This window comes from Streptomyces sp. NPDC058464 (assembly GCF_042721035.1).
Lineage (GTDB): Bacteria > Actinomycetota > Actinomycetes > Streptomycetales > Streptomycetaceae > Streptomyces.
Window position 1 is genome coordinate 37,305 of the sequence record NZ_JBHXMA010000059.1, and the last position, 17,344, is coordinate 54,648.

General features: G+C 71.7%; 20 protein-coding genes and 3 pseudogenes. 12 read left to right on the forward strand and 11 right to left on the reverse strand.

Annotated features, from left to right (window positions below):
• Positions 1-313: 313 nt before the first annotated feature.
• Together ACFWPQ_RS46340 and ACFWPQ_RS46345 are read right to left on the reverse strand one after the other, a co-directional pair.
• Positions 314-1,009: a response regulator gene (locus tag ACFWPQ_RS46340; RefSeq protein WP_384049606.1), complete on the reverse strand. Its 696-nt coding sequence runs from the start codon at positions 1,007-1,009 to the stop codon at positions 314-316.
• Positions 981-2,210, reverse strand: a complete 1,230-nt coding sequence (locus ACFWPQ_RS46345) for a sensor histidine kinase (RefSeq protein WP_384049609.1) — start codon at positions 2,208-2,210, stop codon at positions 981-983. Before ACFWPQ_RS46345 ends, ACFWPQ_RS46340 begins: the two co-directional genes overlap by 29 nt.
• 88 nt (positions 2,211-2,298) lie before the next feature.
• On the opposite strand from ACFWPQ_RS46345, the pseudogene ACFWPQ_RS46350 reads away from it, so the two are divergent.
• Positions 2,299-2,688: pseudogene (locus ACFWPQ_RS46350) on the forward strand (LacI family transcriptional regulator); the annotation flags it as partial.
• Positions 2,689-2,734: 46 nt separating this feature from the next.
• Here ACFWPQ_RS46350 and ACFWPQ_RS46355 read toward each other — a convergent pair.
• Positions 2,735-3,355, reverse strand: a complete 621-nt coding sequence (locus ACFWPQ_RS46355) for a TetR/AcrR family transcriptional regulator (RefSeq protein ID WP_384049612.1) — start codon at positions 3,353-3,355, stop codon at positions 2,735-2,737.
• A 91-nt stretch (positions 3,356-3,446) separates the two neighbouring features.
• On the opposite strand from ACFWPQ_RS46355, the gene ACFWPQ_RS46360 reads away from it, so the two are divergent.
• The 7 genes from ACFWPQ_RS46360 (at position 3,447) to ACFWPQ_RS46390 (ending at position 9,575) form a co-directional block, all read left to right on the forward strand.
• Positions 3,447-4,106, forward strand: coding sequence for a class I SAM-dependent methyltransferase (locus tag ACFWPQ_RS46360; protein WP_384049615.1), 660 nt, complete (start codon positions 3,447-3,449; stop codon positions 4,104-4,106).
• Positions 4,107-4,345: 239 nt separating this feature from the next.
• The gene (locus ACFWPQ_RS46365; RefSeq protein WP_384049618.1) at positions 4,346-4,855 is read left to right on the forward strand and encodes a hypothetical protein; all 510 of its coding nucleotides are present in this window, start codon (positions 4,346-4,348) and stop codon (positions 4,853-4,855) included.
• A gap of 87 nt (positions 4,856-4,942) precedes the next feature.
• Positions 4,943-6,115 (forward strand): FAD-dependent oxidoreductase, encoded by a 1,173-nt coding sequence (locus ACFWPQ_RS46370; protein ID WP_384049621.1) that lies wholly within the window; start codon positions 4,943-4,945, stop codon positions 6,113-6,115.
• A gap of 188 nt (positions 6,116-6,303) precedes the next feature.
• Positions 6,304-6,522: a hypothetical protein gene (locus ACFWPQ_RS46375; RefSeq protein WP_384049624.1), complete on the forward strand. Its 219-nt coding sequence runs from the start codon at positions 6,304-6,306 to the stop codon at positions 6,520-6,522.
• An 83-nt stretch (positions 6,523-6,605) separates the two neighbouring features.
• On the forward strand, positions 6,606-7,037 hold the full coding sequence (locus ACFWPQ_RS46380; protein WP_384049627.1) for a hypothetical protein: 432 nt from the start codon (positions 6,606-6,608) through the stop codon (positions 7,035-7,037).
• Between the two features lie 154 nt (positions 7,038-7,191).
• Complete coding sequence (locus ACFWPQ_RS46385) at positions 7,192-8,328, forward strand: PLP-dependent cysteine synthase family protein (protein WP_384049630.1); 1,137 nt, start codon at positions 7,192-7,194, stop codon at positions 8,326-8,328.
• Positions 8,325-9,575 (forward strand): MDR family MFS transporter, encoded by a 1,251-nt coding sequence (locus ACFWPQ_RS46390; protein WP_384049632.1) that lies wholly within the window; start codon positions 8,325-8,327, stop codon positions 9,573-9,575. Before ACFWPQ_RS46385 ends, ACFWPQ_RS46390 begins: the two co-directional genes overlap by 4 nt.
• Before the next feature lie 14 nt (positions 9,576-9,589).
• Here the strand turns inward: ACFWPQ_RS46390 and ACFWPQ_RS46395 are convergent, their stop codons facing one another.
• Positions 9,590-10,954 carry an MFS transporter gene (locus ACFWPQ_RS46395; protein ID WP_384049658.1) on the reverse strand — a complete coding sequence of 455 codons (1,365 nt, stop codon included), beginning with the start codon at positions 10,952-10,954 and terminating at the stop codon, positions 9,590-9,592.
• Between the two features lie 141 nt (positions 10,955-11,095).
• On the opposite strand from ACFWPQ_RS46395, the gene ACFWPQ_RS46400 reads away from it, so the two are divergent.
• Positions 11,096-11,455 carry an ArsR/SmtB family transcription factor gene (locus ACFWPQ_RS46400; protein ID WP_384049635.1) on the forward strand — a complete coding sequence of 120 codons (360 nt, stop codon included), beginning with the start codon at positions 11,096-11,098 and terminating at the stop codon, positions 11,453-11,455.
• 156 nt (positions 11,456-11,611) lie between these two features.
• Here ACFWPQ_RS46400 and ACFWPQ_RS46405 read toward each other — a convergent pair whose 3' ends face one another.
• Together ACFWPQ_RS46405 and ACFWPQ_RS46410 are read right to left on the reverse strand one after the other, a co-directional pair.
• Positions 11,612-12,328 (reverse strand): DUF1775 domain-containing protein, encoded by a 717-nt coding sequence (locus ACFWPQ_RS46405; RefSeq protein ID WP_384049638.1) that lies wholly within the window; start codon positions 12,326-12,328, stop codon positions 11,612-11,614.
• 79 nt (positions 12,329-12,407) lie between these two features.
• Complete coding sequence (locus tag ACFWPQ_RS46410) at positions 12,408-12,863, reverse strand: hypothetical protein (RefSeq protein WP_384049661.1); 456 nt, start codon at positions 12,861-12,863, stop codon at positions 12,408-12,410.
• Between ACFWPQ_RS46410 and ACFWPQ_RS46415 the strand changes: the two are divergent.
• Positions 12,832-13,776, forward strand: a pseudogene (locus ACFWPQ_RS46415) (APC family permease); the annotation flags it as partial. The gene ACFWPQ_RS46410 and the pseudogene ACFWPQ_RS46415 overlap by 32 nt on opposite strands.
• Positions 13,777-13,783: 7 nt before the next feature.
• Here ACFWPQ_RS46415 and ACFWPQ_RS46420 read toward each other — a convergent pair.
• Both ACFWPQ_RS46420 and ACFWPQ_RS46425 read right to left on the reverse strand, forming a co-directional pair.
• Positions 13,784-14,098, reverse strand: a complete 315-nt coding sequence (locus ACFWPQ_RS46420; RefSeq protein WP_384049641.1) for a PadR family transcriptional regulator — start codon at positions 14,096-14,098, stop codon at positions 13,784-13,786.
• Between the two features lie 113 nt (positions 14,099-14,211).
• A complete protein-coding gene (locus ACFWPQ_RS46425; RefSeq protein ID WP_384049644.1) occupies positions 14,212-14,460 on the reverse strand; it encodes a Tn3 family transposase in 249 nt (82 codons plus the stop codon).
• Between the two features lie 120 nt (positions 14,461-14,580).
• Between ACFWPQ_RS46425 and ACFWPQ_RS46430 the strand changes: the two genes are divergently transcribed.
• On the forward strand, positions 14,581-15,240 hold the full coding sequence (locus ACFWPQ_RS46430; protein WP_384049647.1) for a TetR/AcrR family transcriptional regulator: 660 nt from the start codon (positions 14,581-14,583) through the stop codon (positions 15,238-15,240).
• Positions 15,241-15,325: 85 nt separating this feature from the next.
• Here ACFWPQ_RS46430 and ACFWPQ_RS46435 read toward each other — a convergent pair whose 3' ends face one another.
• The 3 genes and pseudogenes from ACFWPQ_RS46435 to ACFWPQ_RS46445 form a co-directional block, all read right to left on the reverse strand.
• Positions 15,326-16,009, reverse strand: coding sequence for a DUF2218 domain-containing protein (locus tag ACFWPQ_RS46435; RefSeq protein WP_384049650.1), 684 nt, complete (start codon positions 16,007-16,009; stop codon positions 15,326-15,328).
• A 28-nt stretch (positions 16,010-16,037) separates the two neighbouring features.
• A complete protein-coding gene (locus ACFWPQ_RS46440; protein WP_384049652.1) occupies positions 16,038-16,655 on the reverse strand; it encodes a class I SAM-dependent methyltransferase in 618 nt (205 codons plus the stop codon).
• Positions 16,656-16,876: 221 nt separating this feature from the next.
• Positions 16,877-17,026: pseudogene (locus tag ACFWPQ_RS46445) on the reverse strand (multicopper oxidase domain-containing protein); the annotation flags it as partial.
• 18 nt (positions 17,027-17,044) lie between these two features.
• On the opposite strand from ACFWPQ_RS46445, the gene ACFWPQ_RS46450 reads away from it, so the two are divergent.
• Positions 17,045-17,242, forward strand: coding sequence for a hypothetical protein (locus ACFWPQ_RS46450; RefSeq protein WP_384049664.1), 198 nt, complete (start codon positions 17,045-17,047; stop codon positions 17,240-17,242).
• Positions 17,243-17,344 lie beyond the last annotated feature (102 nt).

The following is a 17,344-nucleotide window of genomic DNA, read 5'->3' on the forward strand; positions in this document are numbered from 1 at the left end:
ATGGGCTGCGGTCTCGCCGGACTCTCTGGTCGGACAGTGGACTTGGGCCATGGTGGAACCTCCGTTCATGGTTTCACCTTCGCTCATGGACGGCCCCGGCCGCATCGTCCCCGTGCAGCGATTCCCGGCTACCACGGCTGCGGTATCCGACTCCTCGGCCTACCGCTGGGACAGATGCCTCGGACGCGAGCAGCCCGGCCGGCAGGCACGAACCGGACGGTGGTCTCTGCCCCGGCTCCGGGTGGCCCGTGCGGCCGTACCGCTTGGGACCACTCGGCGGGACATCGCCGGGTCCGGGGCGCCGTGCCGACGTTCAGGCGGGTGCCTGCATGCTGCTGGGGTCGGCCGCCGGGCTGACCAGCCCGCACTGGTAGGCGATGACGACGAGCTGGGCACGGTCACGAGCTGCCAGCTTGGTCATGGCCCGGTTGACGTGCGTCTTGGCCGTCAGCGGGCTCACGAACAGGCGGTCGGCGATCTCGTCGTTGGACAGGCCCAGGGCGACGAGGCCGGTGACGTCGCGTTCCCGTGGAGTCAGGCAGGCCAGCCGCTCGGGCACGGCGGTCAGGCAGGGTTCCGGCTGGGCCAGAAACCGGGTGATCAACGCTCGCGTCGCCGACGGGGACAGCAGGGCCTCGCCGTCCGCGACCGTGCGGACGGCGTCGAGAAGCTCCTCGGGGCGCGCACCCTTGCCGAGGAAACCGCTCGCTCCCGCGCGCAGCGCCTCGGCGACGTGCTCGTCGTCCTCGAACGTGGTCAGGATGAGCACCTTCACACCCGCGAGGTCCTCGGACTCGCCGATGAGCCGTGTGGCCTCCAGGCCGTCCATCTCCGGCATGCGGATGTCCATCAGGACCACGTCGGGTCGCTGCGTGCGGGCCAGCTCGACCGCCTCACGCCCGTCGGACGCCTCGCCCACGGTCTCCATGTCCTCCGTGGCGTCGAACAGCATGCTGAACGTGCCCCGCAGCAGGGCCTGGTCATCGGCTAGCAGTACGCGAATCGTCATGCCCGTCTCTCCGATCCCGCATCGGACCGGGGCGCAGCGGCAGCTCGGCGGCCACGGTGAAACCGCCCTCGGGGCGCGGCCCGGCGTACAGTCGGCCCCCGATCGTGGCAGCCCGCTCCCGCATCCCGATCAGTCCGTGACCTGCACCGGGGTGAGGGCGGCACGGTTCCGGGGGTCCGTCGTTCTCGATGGTGATGGTCAGCCGTTCGGGGTGGTAGTGCAGGAAGAGCCGGGCATGGCCGGCCCTTGCGTGCTTGCGCACATTGGTCAGGGACTCCTGCACGATGCGGTACGCGGCCAGGTCGACGGCCGGCTCCAGAGCCTGGGGGGTGCCGCTGCGGGCATGACTCACGGCCAGCCCGGTGCGTTCGAAGGACGCGAGAAGGGCCGGTACCTGGGCGAGGCCCGGCATCGGGTCGCGGGGCGCCACCGGGTCGTCGGACTGCCGGAGCAGCCCCACGGTCACTCGTAGTTCGTCCAGTGCGGAGCGGCTGGTGTCCCGGATGCCCTTCAGAGCCGTGAGGACGTGTTCCGGCCGTCGGTCCACCAGGTGGACGGCGACGCCTGCCTGGGCATTGATCAGGGCGATGTGGTGCGCGACGATGTCGTGCAGTTCGCGTGCTATCCGTACCCGTTCGGCCGCCACCCGCTGCCGGGCCTCCTGTTCCCGGGTGCGCTCCGCGTGCTCCGCCCGTTCCTCGACGGCCGCCAGGTGCGCGCGGCGTGAGCGCACCCCGTCCCCCACCGCCGCCGGCAGCGCCGTCCAGGCCAGCATCGCGGCGTTGTCCGGATCCAGCCATGTCTTCGCCGTGAGAACCGGGGCCACGGACACCAGGGCGGCGGCCGAGATCGATGCCGCGGTCCAGGCGGTACGCCGGTCGGTCCGCACGGCCACGTTGTAGACGGACACCAGGACCGGGCTCGTCGCCAGCGGGCTCGTACGAAACCCGAGCAGCTGAAAGAGCACCCCGCAGCCGATGGTGATCGCCAGTACGCCGAACGGGTGGCGATGCCGCCACAGCAAGGCGGAGCTGCCGACGGCCGCGAGCACGACAGCGGCCCATCGCAACGAGAACTGGTGGTGGTGCGGTTCCACCGAGGCGGCCACGACCGACAGCAGGAACAGCCCGACCGTCGCCAGCGCGTCCACCGCGCGGACCCGGGCCTGCTCTCCTCGTCTTTGACCGTGGATCACCGCCATGTCACCACCGTAGGGCCGGTGGCCGGATCGGGCATCGTCTCCAGGGAACGCGGTCCTCCTGGGGCTGCTGTCCGGCGCGACCGGCCGGGCGCGGTCCGGGTTCAGGCCGAAGAAGGCACTTCAGGAGGCCCGCCCGGTCCCACTGCTCGGCGAGCCCTGGCCGGGTATCCCGGTCCGTGGCCGCAACGCCCGAGGCAGGGCGGACGCCTGCTGGCTGCCCATCGCCAAGGGCCTCACCCCGCACGGCCCACGCCACTCCCACCGCACCCGCATGGAGGACCTCGGCACCGAGAAGGTCCTGATGGACGAGCGCATGGGTCACGTCGACGGCTCGGTCTCGGCCCCGTACGCCCCCGTGACCCCGGGCATGCGCAAGCGCCTTGTGGCCGGTCTGACCGATCAGCGGGAGGCGTCACTCGACGCACGCCGCAGAAGGCACTCGCGGTCCTCGGCCGTCGTCCTCGGCCGCCTGCTGTGAACGCGCCGGTAGGCGGCCGACCCGCAGTCTCGATGGCGACTCGCACTCAGCGGCCGGTCAGCGTATCCAGTGTCATGGACACCAACTGCGCTTCCAGGGCGGTCTGTTCGGGCATGAAGGCCGCCCGGAAGGTGCGGGCGTGCAGCAGGGACATCAGCCACCAGGCCGCCGCGTGCGGGTCGAGATCGGCGCGGAGGGTGCCTGCCTGCTGGCCCTGGCGGACAAGTTCGGCGAAGGTGTCGGCGAAGCGCTGGTGCGCGGTGTGGACGGCCTCCCGCAGTTCGGGCTCCCCGGTGAGGGTGAACGCGTCGGCGAAGAGGAAGCCCAGCGAGCCGCGGGAGTGGAAGCGGGCCATGTGGTCCGGCTCCAGGAAGCCGGCCAGCAGGGCGGTCACGGAGCGGCCGGCCGCCACCTCCTCGGTGAGCACCGCGCAGACGTGGGTGACGGCCTGGTCGAGGACCGCCTGGTACAGCGCGGCCTTGGTGCCGAAGTTCTGGAAGACCACCGGTTCGCTGACGCCGACGCGGGCCGCGATGGCGGAGACCTTGGTGCGCTGGTAGCCGGTGTCGGCGAAGACCTCCGTGGCGGCCGTCAGGATCGACTCCCGACGCTGGGCGGGAGTCATCCGCACCCGCTTCGCCCGCCGCGTCGCCTCGATCTCGCTCACCCCCGCATGGTACGGCCTCTTGCCCGCCTTACTTAGTTGTGACTAAGCTCAAATCATCAACTTAGTCGTGACTAAGTAAGGGGACGGGATCGTGAATCTCGGACAACTCCTCCAGCACGGACATGCGCATCCCGATACAGAGGGCCTGACCATCGCCCACCCGCGGGGCTACGAACTCTGCGGCGCACTCTGCTTCGGCGGCCTGCGCCCCCGTGCCTACACCCGCCTGGCCCGGCTGAGCGGCGCCCGCCCAGCCGACCGGGTGCTGGACGTCGGCTGCGGCACCGGCTACCTGACCCGCCGCATGGCCAAGGCCGTGGGTCCCACCGGATCGGTCCTGGGCATCGACCCGTCGGCCGAGGTCGTCGGATACGCCCGCGACAGGACACGCGAGTCCCACTGCTCGTACGAGACCGGCGTCGCCGAGGCGCTGACCGCGCCCGACGGCTCCTTCGACGTCGTGGTCACCAGCCTGGCCGTGCACCATCTGCCCGAGGATCTGCGGCCGGTCGCCCTCCGGGAGATGTGCCGGGTACTGCGTCCCGGCGGGCGCCTGCTGGTCGCCGACTTCCGGCCGCCACGCACCCGGCTCGTACGGCACCTGATCGGCGCGAGTGTCGGGCACGTCATGGCGGAGTACCGCGTGGACCTGCTCGACAGGCTGGTCGCGGACGCGGGCTTCGAGGTGCGGGGGCGCGGGGACGTGCGACCGTGGCTGCGGTACGTGCAGGCGGTGCGCCCGGAGAAGTAGGCCGTAACAGCTCAGTGGCAGCGGGGGCCGGTTCCGGATGCGGTGGTGACATGGGCGCGTACTGCGCCCCATCATGGGTCCTCATGGGGGGTTCGGTGTATGTGTCCCGTGTCCGCCACCGCGGCCGGGTGCCGCGTGTGGTGCCGGTGGTCGTTGCCCGGGCCGGCCTGTTCTCCCTGCTCGGTACTGCGGTTGCGGTCACAGTGCATCATCTGGCCTTCGACTCCAGCCCTTCGTGGATGGTGCGCACTCTCGCCGCAGGCGTGCTCTTCGGCGTGGCGCTGCCCGGTGCGGGTCAGGACAAGTCGCTGGTACGGCAGTTGGTGCTGGCGGCGGGTGCGCAGGTGGTCGTGGGGTACTGGTTCGTACGTGCCGACGACGCGGTCTCCGTACCGGCGCACGCGGTGTGGCCGTCCTCCGTACATGCGGGCTGGCCGGTCGTGGTCGGGCACGTGTTGCTGACGGTCCTGTGCGCGGTACTGCTGCACGGCGTCGACACCTGCCGACGGCGCGTGCTGTACGTCGCCGGGCACGAGTGGGAGAAGCTGCGCGAGCTGCTGCGCGGGCTCTTCGCGCCGGTCCGTAACCCCGTTGACCTGACCGCGTCCGTGCGTGCCGCGTGGCGCGAGGACACCGGCCCCGCGCCCGGCGCTCCGCCACAGGTCCTCCTCGCGGACACCGTCGTACGACGCGGTCCGCCCTCCTCCTCCCGGCCGCCGCTCACGCGGCGGCTCTCGGTGTGCGTCTGAAGACCTGTGCGTCTGAAGCTCCGACCTTTCACGCCATACCGGAGCGCGGGCTGCCCGACAGCGCCGCGCCAGGGGGGAATCCACATCATGCCCAAGAACGTCGTCGTCATCGGGGCGGGCCCGTACGGCCTGTCCACCGCCGCGCATCTCAAGGCGCGCGGCCTGAGTGTCAGGGTGTTCGGTTCGCCGATGGCGAGCTGGGCCGAGAACATGCCCGCGGGCATGCTGCTGAAGTCACCGCCGAGCGCGTCGGTGCTGTCGGCGCCGCGTCCGGGGTTCACGCTGGACGACTACGCCCGGCAGGCCGGTGAGTCCCGGCTGAGCGGGCACGACCAGGTGCCGGTCGAGATGTTCGTGCGCTACGGGCGATGGTTCGCCCGTGAGGTGGTGCCCGAGGTGGAGCAGGTTCGGGTCCTCGGCGTCGACCGGCAGACCGACGGCTTCCATCTCAAGCTCGCCTCGGGCGAGGAACTGCGGGCGGCGGCGGTGGTCGTGGCCAGCGGCATGGACGGCTTCGCACACGTCCCGGAGCCGCTCGCCGAGTTCGTCCCGGAGGGGCTGGTCTCGCACACCTCGCACCATGCCGATCTCGGCACCTTCGCCGGACGGGACGTCGTGGTGGTGGGCGGCGGGCAGTCGGCGCAGGAGAGCACGGCGCTCCTGCACGAGTCCGGTGCGCGGGTCCAACTGCTCGTGCGCGCGCAGAAGCTGGTGTTCGGCGCGGAGCCGACCCCGCCACCGCACTGGCAGCCCGACACCCCGCTGGGCCGGTCCTGGGGGCTGTACGGCGTCGTCCACCAGGCCGCCGCCTTCCGCCACCTGCCCGCGGCCACGCGGTTGCGGCTGGTCAAGCGGGTGCTCGGTCCCTTCGGGTCATGGTGGCTCAAGCCGCGATTGGACGGGCTCGTCCCCGTCCGGCTGGGAGAGCACATCACCGGCGCGCGACGGCACGACGGCGGTCTTCTCCTCACCACCGGGGACGGCGAAGGACGCCCCCACACCGTTGCCGCGCAGCACGTCCTGGCCGCCACCGGCTATCAGGTCCGTTTGGACGGTGTGGACTTCCTGGCCCCGGAACTCCGTGCCGGACTCGCCCGCACCGGAGGCTTCCCGCATCTCGACGCGGGGTTGCAGTCCTCGGTACCCGGCCTGTACTTCACCGGTATTCAGGCCGCGGCCACCTTCGGGCCGCTCCTGCGGTTCACCTGCGGTACCGCCTTTGCCGCACCGCGTCTGGCGGCGGCGGTAGCGAGTCGTTAGCGGCGAGGCCCGGCGGCGGAGGCGCAGGCTGATCCGCGGGTGCAGTCACATGTGTCCGTGGGCCAGGGCACAGTCGGCCGCACTGGTGTCCGGGGGCGCCACCATGGCGCCCCCGGACAGCGGGGCCGGTGCGTGATCCGGCCGGTGGCGGCCTTGACGGGCAGCGCGCTCGTGCGGTGGTGGCTGTGGTGACGGGGTTCGTCACCAAGGACGGTGCCTGGTACCTGACCCGGCTGCTCAGCACCTGCTGCGCGGCGGTCGCCGGCCCTGACAGGATCGAGATCCGCGGCCTGGACGCGCCCGCCGACTCCTGGGCCACCGTCACCGGTACCTGGATTCCCCAGGGCGGGTTCGGCGCGGACGGCGCGTGGGGCCCGTACAGCACGGCGACTCCGTCAAGCGGGTGAAGCAGCCGGAGAACCCGTACGAGACGCGGTAGGCTCCACATCCCCGGAATGACGGATCGTAGTCACTGAACTACTGTGTGTATGTGATCGGATTGCGGGTTCCTGCCAGGGTCACCGAGCGTCCGGGCCGGGTCGGCCCCTTGCTCGGTCTCGTCCTGCTGATCACGCTCCACCTGACCGGCCACGCGCACGCCGCTTCCTGCGACGGCTCGGATCTGAACCTGCCCACCGTGACGTGCGCACAGCACGAAGCGGACGCGGGCTCCGGGAAGACCTTCGCAGGCGCCCCTGAACATCGCCACCATGCAGGGCTGCACATCGACCATGCGGTGGACCGGCCGCGCGGTGTCTCCGCCGACCGTCCCGACTCCGCGCCGGCTCCCGGCGCGGTCGCCCTGGTTCCGGTCACCGTCCCGGACTCCGTCCCTGTCGGCGCATCCGGGGATCCGCCACTCGATCCCCATTCCCTGTACGGCAGTTCCGCCCGAGCGCTCCACTGCGTCTGGCGGCAGTAGACGCCCCTGCCCACCCCGGCCTGACGAGTCCGTGCCCGCACGCCCCACTGAAGGCGTGCCGCGCATCCGACCCGGCGGGGTGTGCCCGCGCGTCCACTGAACCCAACACCGCGCCCCGCCTTTCCACGCCCGGGCGCGAAGGAGCCGTACACCCATGCACCACATTCCCCTGCTCGACATCGCCGAGCCGCTGGGCGCCCACACGCGTCGCCCCGCCGTCGCCCGCCGTCCCGCACAACTCGTCGGCAACACCCCGGCCCTGTGGATCGACAAGCCCTTCTCCCCCCTCGGCCGTGGTTTCTACGCCAAGCTGGAGGGCGCCAACCCCGGCGGCATCAAGGACCGTCCTGGCCTGCACATGGTCGGCGAGGCCCGCCGACGCGGCGAGCTCGCTCCCGGCGCTCCGATCGTCGAGTCCTCCAGCGGCACCCTCGGTCTGGGACTGGCCCTGGCCGGACTGACGTACGGCCATCCGGTGACCGTCGTCACGGACCCGGGCATGGAGCCGGCCATCGTCCGTCTGCTCACCTCGCTCGGCGGGCAGGTCGACCAGGTCACCCGCCCGCATCCGGAGGGCGGCTGGCAGCAGGCGCGCCGCGAGCGCGTCGCCGGCCTCCTGGCCCGCACCCCGGACGCCTACTGCCCGGACCAATACCACAACCCCGACAACGTGGCCGCCTACCGGCCGCTGGCCGCCGAGCTCATCGCCCAACTCGGCCGTATCGACGTCCTGGTCGCGGCCGTGGGCACCGGGGGTCACTCGGCAGGCGTCACGGCGGGACTGCGCGAGCACTGCCCCGGGATGCGGTTGATCGGGGTGGACTCGGTCGGCTCGACCATCTTCGGCCAGCCCGCCGCCGCCCGCCTGATGCGGGGCCTGGGCTCCAGCATCCACCCGTCCAACGTCGACTACGACGCCTTCACCGAGGTCCACTGGGTGGCCCCGGCCGAGGCGGTGTGGGCCTGCCGGCAACTGGCCCGCCGCCACTACGCCTCCGGAGGCTGGAGCGTCGGTGCGGTCGCCCTGGTCGCGGGCTGGGCCGCGCGGACGTACCCGCCCGGCACCCGGATCGCCGCGATCTTCCCCGACGGACCGCACCGCTACCTGGAGACCGTCTACAACGACTCCTGGTGCCACGAACACGGCCTGCTGGGCCAGGCCCCGCCCACCGAGCCCGGCGAGATCGCCGCGCCCGACGAGTGCGTGGTGACCGCCTGGACCCGGTGCAGCCAGGTCCGCGATCCGCTCGGACGCGACCGGGCGGACCTGAAGGCGGGTGTCCTCCGATGAGGGGTCTGCGGGCCCAGATGGCCTCCTTCGACCGGCCGGCGCGGCTGCTGATGGTCAACCAGTTCGCCATCAACCTCGGCTTCTACATGCTGATGCCGTACCTCGCCGACCACCTCGCCCACGGCCTCGGCCTGGCCGCCTGGACGGTCGGCCTGGTGCTCGGCGTGCGCAACCTCTCCCAGCAGGGCATGTTCCTCGTCGGCGGCACCCTCGCCGACCGGTACGGCTGCAAGCCGATGATCCTGACCGGCTGCGTCCTGCGCACATTCGCCTTCGGGCTGCTCGCGGTCGCCGACAGCCTGCCCGTACTGGTCATGGCCTCGGCGCTGACCGGCCTCGCCGGGGCGCTGTTCAATCCGGCCGTCCGCGCCTACCTCGCCGCCGACGTGGGCGAGGAGCGGAGAGTGGAAGCCTTCGCGGCCTTCAACGTGTTCTACCAGGCGGGCGTCCTCGTCGGCCCCCTCGCCGGACTCGCCCTGCTGACCTGGGACTTCAGTGCGGTCTGCGCGGTCGCGGCACTGATCTTCGGCGCCCTTGCCCTCCTCCAGACCCGTGCCCTCCCGGCCCGCCCGCCCGCCGGTCGGGGCGCCGAACCCGCCTGGCGCGCCGTCGCCGCCGACTGGCGCGCCGTCGCCGCCAACCGGCCCTTCCTGCTCTTCGCCGCCGCGATGACCGGCTCGTACGTCCTCGCCTTCCAGGTCTATCTGGCCCTTCCGCTCCGCGCCCGTGAACTCTTCGGGGAACGGACCGGACTGGTGACCGGCGCGGTCTTCGCCGTCTCCGCGCTTGCCGCCCTGTCCGGGCAGCTCAAGCTGACGGCATGGGCGAAACGGACCCTGTCGGGGCCGCGCGCCATCGCCTCGGGACTGGCGGTGATGGGAGCCGCCTTCCTGCCCCTGCTGCCCGACGCGCCGGGGGCGGTGACCGGAGTCCTCGCGCTCGCCGCCTGCGCCGCCCTGCTGGCCTGGGGCGGGGCGCTGCTGTACCCGTTCGAGATGGACACCGTCGTACGACTCTCCGGTGACCGGCTCGTCGCGACGTACTACGGCGCCTACAACACCGCCTCCGGGATCGCGATCTCACTGGGCAACCTGGCTGTCGGGGCGCTCTTCGACACCGGCGTGCGCTGGTTGCCGTGGGCCGCGCTGGCCGGCACCGGGCTCGCGTGCGCGGTCCTGGTCACGCGGCTGCACCGGGCGGGATACCTTGCGCAGCCGCGACCCCTGCCGATCCCCGCGCCGGGCTGAGAGAGGAAGGCGGTTCAGGGGTGGGCCGGGTGCAGCGCGTCGGCGTAATGGCCGTGACGGTGCCGCCAGCCCACCCCCACCTGGGTCGCTCCGACCAGGTGCGGGTGGCCGGCGTGGAGATCGGTGTGCTCGTGTTCGACATCGGCGTGCTCTTGCTCGACGACGGCGGCCACGGGTGCCGGCCACAGACGTGCGGCCAGCAGGGACGCGGTCAGCGCGATGCCGCCCAGCGCGATCACGGCGGCCTGCAGACCGGTCTTCGCGCCCAGCCACCCCGCCAGCGGGTACGTCAGCAGCCAGCAGCTGTGCGAGAGCGAGAACTGGGCTGCGAACGCCGCCGTGCGCTCCCGCTCAGGTGCCGAGCGGCGGATCAGCCGGCCTGTCGGCGTGAGCACCATCGAGCAGGCGGCCCCGAAGGCCGCCCACACCGCCAGGAGAGCGGGCCAACGCCAACTGCCTCTCGACGCAGCCGTGATCGCGCCGAGGCTGGCGAAGACGAGGGCGAGGAGCAAGGCGCCGCGCAGCATCACCGCGCGGTCGGGGACCTTCTCCAGTACGCGCGGCAGGAGCAGGGCCAGCACCATCGAGCCCGCGCCGTACGCCCCGAGCGCCACCGGTACGACCCCGGCCGACAGGCCCAGGAAGTCTCGGACGTACACGACCGAGTTGACGGTGACCATCGCGCTCGCGGCGGCGACGGCGAGGTTGAGCGCGAGCAGGGCACGCAGTTGCGGGACGGCGAAGAAGAGACGGGTGCCGGCGGTGGCCTTCGCGTACGCGCCGCCGGTGCGCGCTGCGGTGGCGGCGACCGGTTTCGGCAGAACGGCGGAGACCACGAGTGCCGCCGAGGCGAGGAAACCGAGCATGGTGCCGGTGAACAGCCAGTTGTACGTGATGACGGACAGCAGGGCCGCCGCCAGCGCGGGGGAGAAGAGGCTCTCCAGGTCGTAGGCGAGGCGGGACATGGACAGTGCCTGCGTGTAGTCCCGCTCCTCGGGCAGCACGTCCGGGACAACGGCCTGGAAGGTCGGGGTGAACGCCGCCGAGGCCGACTGGAGCAGGAACACCAGGAGGTACACCTGCCACACCTGGTCCACGAAGGGCAGGAACAGAGCTGCAGCGGCCCGGGTGAGGTCGGCGGTGACCATGAGCGCCCGGCGCGGCAGCCGGTCGGCGATCGCGCCGATCGCCGGGGCGATCAGGACGTAGGCCACCATCTTGATCGCGAGCGCGGTGCCGAGCACCGACCCGGCGTCCGCGCCCGCGATGTCGTACGCCAACAGGCCGAGGGCCACCGTGGCCAAACCGGTGCCGACCAGCGCGATGACCTGGGCGGCGAAGAGGTGGCGGTAGGTGCGGTTGCGCAGGACGGCGAGCATGCGGGCGGCTCCCGGAGACATGACGGACCGGTCGGTGACCCGAGTGTAGCCATCATGTGCGCACCTGTGCACATGACGGACGGATGCGATCGGTGCAGGGACGCATCCAACCGTCCGTCCTGGTGGCTCTAGGCTTGCCCCATGTCCGAAGGCCAAGCGATCTCACCTGCAGCCGATGCGCATCTGCGTGCCCCGGACAGCGCCCGGCTGGCCGAGGCGACCGGGGTGTTCGCGATGCTCTCGGACGCGACCCGGCTGCATCTGCTGTGGCTGCTCGCTCAGGGCGAGTCGGACGTCGGCTCGCTCACCGAGCGCACCGAGGCGTCGCGCACGGCCGTCAGCCAGCACCTGGGAAAGCTGCGGCTCGCCGGGCTCGTCGACACCCGCCGCGAGGGCCGGCACATCTACTACCGCCTCGGTGACGGCCACTTGCGCCGCCTGATCGTCGAGGCGCTCAGCCACGCCGACCACCGGGTCAGCGGCAAGGCCCCGCACGACTGATCCGCAGAGCGTCGCTCAGCCCGCCAGGACCTTCGCGAACGCGCCGTCCTGCTGGTGTGCGCGCGGTGCTCGGTTCCGGCGGTGCGGGGCACCGGGTCCCGCCACCTCATGATGTGGGTGGCGGGGGCCACGGCTCAGCGCGACTTCAGCGCCGGGTCACTCCTGCGTCGCGCCACCACCGCGACGCCGTACGACGAAGGCGACTGCCGCGGCCACGACGAGGACCGCGGCGACGATGGCGGTCCAGGCACCGGCGGACAGTCCGCCGTCGGCGTCCTTCTCGGTGTCGGCCGCCTGCGGAGCGGCCGAGGTGTCGGCGGTCTCCTCGACCGTCGGGGCCGGCGTCGGGGACGCGGACTCGGTGGTGGAGGGAGACGCGGCCGGTTCGGCACCCGGTGCGGCCGCCTTCAGCTTGAGGACCGGCGCTGGGTTCTCGCCGCTCTCGTCCAGCTCGATCCAGCGGTCGGTGCGCCCGTCGCTGTAGGACTGGAGCGTCTTGAAGGCCAGCTCCTTCGCGTCGGGAAGCTGCTTGACGACGATCGAGTACTCGGCGTTGGCGCCGGCCTTCACGGCGGGGCCCTCGACGGTGTAGCCGTCGGCGGCGGCGGTGAACTTCCAGCCCTTCGGACCTTCGCCGTACGCGACACCGGCCGGGTCCATGCCCTCGGGCAGGACGACCCGGATCCCGGTGATGCCGGCGGTGTTGGACTCCGACTCCGCGTCGAACTTGATCTCGACGTTCTCGGCGAGGGCCTGTGCCTTCTCCGACTCGACCTCCACGTGGGCGGCGGCGGGACCGGCGGTCACGAGGACCGCGGTGGCGCTCGCAGCCGACAGCAGGGTCAGACGGCGGACAGCGCTGTGCTGCTTCATGGCAGTGAACATGGGTGTGGTGTCTCCAGGCGTGGTGGAGCACGGGGCGGCGGTACATCGAACCGCGGTCCCGGCAGGGTCAGTCGGTGAGAGCGAGCCCTGCCTGGGGAGGGCCCCGTCGTACCACCACGTCCATGAGCACCGCGCCCTGAGGTGGCGGCCGTTCCAGCCAGGCGCGGGCGACGGGCTCACGCGCGCCGGCCTGGGCCGGCACCGGCCGGTCACCCAGGAGCGAGTGCGCGGTGGCGATCCGCGTCCGGACCGCCTCCACCGCCGTGGTCAGCCCGCGTGCCAGCGTCCAGCACACGGCGTCCGCACGGTGCAGCAGAACGGCGACCAGGACAGCGGCCAGCGCATGCGCCACCGTCATCGCCGTGGAGGCGTGCAGCCGCTCGTGCCAGGCGCTGTGGGTGTCGGCCGCGTGCTGCGTGTGACCGGGCATGCTCATGGTCATGCCCGGTGAACCGTCGGGGTGCTCCCTCATGAGCCACAGGTGCAGCCCCGCCTGCGCGGCGATGGCCCTGACTGTGGGCACGTATGTGTGGCCGGGCCATGCACACGCTGTGGCGGTCGCCGCGGTGGTGGCACTGACCGCGGTCAACTACGTCGGCGTGCAGAAGTCCGCGTGGCTGACGCGCGGGATCGTCGCGGTCGTCCTGGCAGTGCTCGCCGCGGTGGTCACCACCTGCCTGACCGGCGGCACGGCGCAGGCCGCGCGTCTGGACGTCGGGGCGGATGCCACCTTCGGCGGCGTGCTCCAGGCGGCCGGGCTGCTGTTCTTCGCGTTCGCCGGCTACGCCCGCATCGCCACCCTCGGCGAGGAGGTCCGCGACCCGAAGCGGACCATCCCCCGCGCCATCCCCCTCGCGCTCGGCATCACGCTGGTCGTCTACGCGGCCGTCGCCGTCGCCGTGCTCGCGGTGCTCGGGCCGGACCGCCTCTCCCACACCGCGGCCCCGCTCGCCGAGGCCGTGCGCGCCGCCGGTGTCCCGGGCCTGGCGCCGGTGGTGCGCGGCGGGGCGGCCGTCGCCGCAGTCGGGTCGCTGCTGGCGCTGATCCTCGGGGTCTCGCGCACCACCCTGGCCATGGCTCGCGACCGGCACCTGCCGCACGCGCTGGCCGCCGTCCACCCGCGGTTCCAGGTGCCGCACCGCGCCGAACTCGCGGTCGGCGCGGTGGTCGCCGTGCTGGCCGCCACCACGGACGTGCGCGGTGCGATCGGGTTCTCCTCCTTCGGCGTGCTGGCCTACTACGCCATCGCCAACGCCTCCGCCTGGACGCTCACTCCCGCCGAGGGCCGTCCCGCGCGGATCGTGCCGATCCTCGGCACCGCGGGCTGCCTGGTCCTGGCCTTCGCCCTGCCGGTGGCCTCGGTGACGTGGGGGGCCGCGGTGCTCGTGGCCGGCGCCGTCGCCTACGGCCTGCGCAGGGCTGCCGCCCGCGCCTGACGGGCCGCTACGGGCGGGGCCGGTCCGCGGCGGGCAGGACCTCGCGGGCCAGCTCCGCCAGCGCCCGCCGGTCCTCGGCAAGCGCCGCCTTGCCCGCCTCGGTCGCCCGGTAGACGCGGCGGGTACGGCCGTCGACCACCCGCTGCTCGGACACCAACAGTCCGTCCGACTCCAGCCGGTGCAGCGTCGGATACAGCGTGCCGGGGCTGATCTGGTAGCCGTGTCCGGCCAGTTCCTGGGCCATCCACGCGCCGTGGATCTCCTCCTCGGCCGCGTGATGCAGGATGTGCAGCCGCACCGCGCCCCGCTGGAACTCCCTCACCCCGTCCACCGCCTCCCTGACCGCCGCCACCAGAGATGACGAATCCGATATCGGACCCCGATACTACGGGCACTTCGGTGACGGACCGTCCGGCACGGGGCTCTCTCCTGCGGTCAGGCCGCTTCGGTGAAGCCGACAGTGATCAGATCCTGCTCGTGCAGGGGAGCGGAGCCGACGTCGGGTTTCGGGTCGTACGCCTCCGGTTCGATGCCGAGTTCGTGCGTGGAATACTCGCCGAACCGTTTGATGTGCTCGGTCAGGCACGGGGAGACAGGGGCCAGGTCCTCGGGGTCGATCTCCCATCCCTCCTCCAGCAGCCGGCGGACGATTTCGGGGATGTCCAGGGCGCTGTGGAAGATCACCGTGTTGGTCGACGAACTGCGGCGGCCGCACCGCGCCATTCACTTCACGGCGTTTTCCGAGACGCTTTGTCTGCTGTGCCGTCGCTCTGTATCGACAGTGTCGCCCCGTACACTCACACTGTGCCGAAGCTGTGGAACGAGACGATCGAGGCGCACCGCCGCGCGGTGCACGACGCGATTCTGAGCACCACGGCAGAGCTGGCCGCCGCCCATGGCGTGCGGTCGGTGACCATGTCGCAGATCGCCGAGCGGGTCGGTATCGGACGGGCCACGCTGTACAAGTACTTTCCGGACGTGGACGCGATCCTGCTCGCCTGGCACGACCGTCGGATCGCCGAGCACCTGGCGCAGCTTGCCCAGGTCCGGGACCAGGTCGACGGAGCCGGCGAACAACTCGAAGCGGTGCTCCGGGCGTTCGCCCACATCTCGCGCCGGTCGCGAGGGCACCACGGCACCGAATTCGCCGCGTTCCTGCACCGGGACGAGCACGTCGCCCACGCCGAACAGCAGCTCCACGGCATGATCCGGGACTTGCTCGCCGCAGGTGCGCGGGCCGGTGACTTCCGCGACGACGTCGCTTCGGACGAGCTTGCGGCGTACTGCCTTCACGCCCTCTCGGCGGCTGCGGCGCTGCCCTCCGATGCGGCCGCCGACCGCTTGGTCACGGTCATTCTGTCCGGACTGCGCGATGACCACGTAGTAGCGGACGGCGGGAAACCGGCGAGCCGAGGCGGACACGCCGAACATCACGGCCACCGGGCGCGACACTCCGATCACTGAGCTTCTCACCTGCCGTTCCCCGGGTCTCGTCCGGCGCATCAGCGGAGCATCAGCCCCGTGCGCATGGACCCCACGGCCGGTGGAGCTACGAACTCCGCCTGGAACTCCCGGCCCGTGGCGAGGCGTGACCGAACCGCTTCCAGGTGTGCAAGCGGCCGTGGCGGGCGGCCAGGGTCCCGATGCCGACGACCTTGACGAGGACGATCAGGAGAACGACACCGCCGGCGCCCCAGTCCAGCCAGCGCGACGCAGCCAGTACGGACCCGCCGAGCAGCAGATGCGCGGCAACGAACAGTGCGACGACTCCGCCGACCAGCCGGAGGAGCCGGCGCCGTTGGACGCCCTGGAGGTGCTGTGTCCCGGTCCGCGGCTGTGAGCCCTTCGGCGAGTCGGGCTCACAGGGCTGAAGGCCCGTCGCCTCAAGGTGTTGCCAGGTCACGACGAGGCGATCGCGTCTGCCGATCCTTTCGAGGCGTGCGGCGACAAGGTCCTGGAGCCGCCGCAGGTCTTCCTCGTTGTCGGCTTCCGCTCGCAGTGTCAGCGTGCCCTCGTCGGCCTGCATGGTCCACCGGCCGAGGCTCACCCGTACGGTCCCGTGGGTGTCCGACCACTGGACGTCGTGCACCTCCGGTGGCCGGTGCGTGTCCGCGGCGTCGTGGTTGCGTGTCCCGTAGTGGGGGTGGCGGCCCATCTGCTGTGCATGACGGCAGAGTTGGACGAGGTAGCGGCTCGCGCGCTCGGTTTCGACTCGGGCTTCCGCGGTCGGCATGGCATTCCCTTTCGGGTCTCTCGGTGGATCAGATCCTGGTGAGGGCGACGAGCCAGGCCCGGATGCCGTCCGGGTCGGTGGTGATGTCGATCGTGCTGGGTTCGATGGAGTCGATACGCCATCCCCCGGTGAACGCGTCCTCGAACTCGGTCGACTTGAGTCCGTGCACCCGTCCCCACTCGCCGGGTTGCCGGTCGCTGAAGCACAGCATGAAGTAGCGGCCGCCCGGCTTGATCACCGCTCGCAGATTGTCGATGTAGGTGCTGCGGTCGGCGCCACCGAGGGCGTGGAAGAGCCCGCAGTCGAGAACGGTGTCGAAGGTTTCCCGTAGATCGGTCAGTTCGAGGGCGTTCCACCGGAGGAACCTCGCCGTGCCGCGCTGCTCGCGTGCCTTCAGTTCCGCGGTGTGAACGGCCTTGGAAGCGAGGTCGACGCCGGTCGCCTCCAGGCCGAGATCGGCACACATGAGCACGTGCTCGCCCGTGCCGCAGCCGACGTCCAGTACCCGGCCCCGGAAGGCGCCGGCCTTGGCGAGGGCCAGGAACGCCGGCTGCGGCCGGCCGATGTCCCAGGGCGGCGGGCCGGCGTACAGATCGTCGGGCTCCACCCCCTCGGCCGCATCGGGATGGTGCAGTGGGCCGGCCATGGCGGGCCTCCTTCCCGTTGTGCCCGGTGCTTCCGGAGCCTGGTCCGGTCGCGTGTGACGGCCACCAGCTTTATCGAGACAGACTGTCTATGTCAATCCATTGTGTTTTGATCCTGGCGCCGCGCGTACGGCGCGCAACAGCGAGGGCGAGAACAGGCACGCGACATCAGGGCGGGCTCATCGGCAACCGCCGAGCCCGCCCTGATGGCATGGGTGCGGGATCAGGCGCGATAGGCGACGTCGGCCATCATCCCGGCCTGGCCGTGGTAGGCGTTGTGGCAGTGCAGCATCCACTGGCCGGGGTTGTCGGCGTCGAGGAAGACGGAGAGCTTCTTCTTGGGCAGCACGATCGCGGTGTCCTTGCGCGGCCCTGGGACGGCTCGGGGAGGATGCGGCCCTGGTCGGCGCCGGAGCTGGAGGAAGAGGAGAAGAACTACCTCGGTCTCAGCGTGGTCACACCGCCCCGGTACGACACGATCCCGCCGGTCGGGAACGGCGCGGTCACCGGGAAGAGGCTGGACGACCTGCGGCACCTGCTGGAGGACCCGGCCGTTCGCCAAGCGGTCAGGACTCTCCTGCCCGCGTAAGTCACACGGGGGAGTCACGGTCGGTGTTGCCGCCGACCGCCCGAACCGCACCAGACCGTTCTCAGTCCCCCTCTCGGTCGAGAGGGGGACTGAGAACGGTCT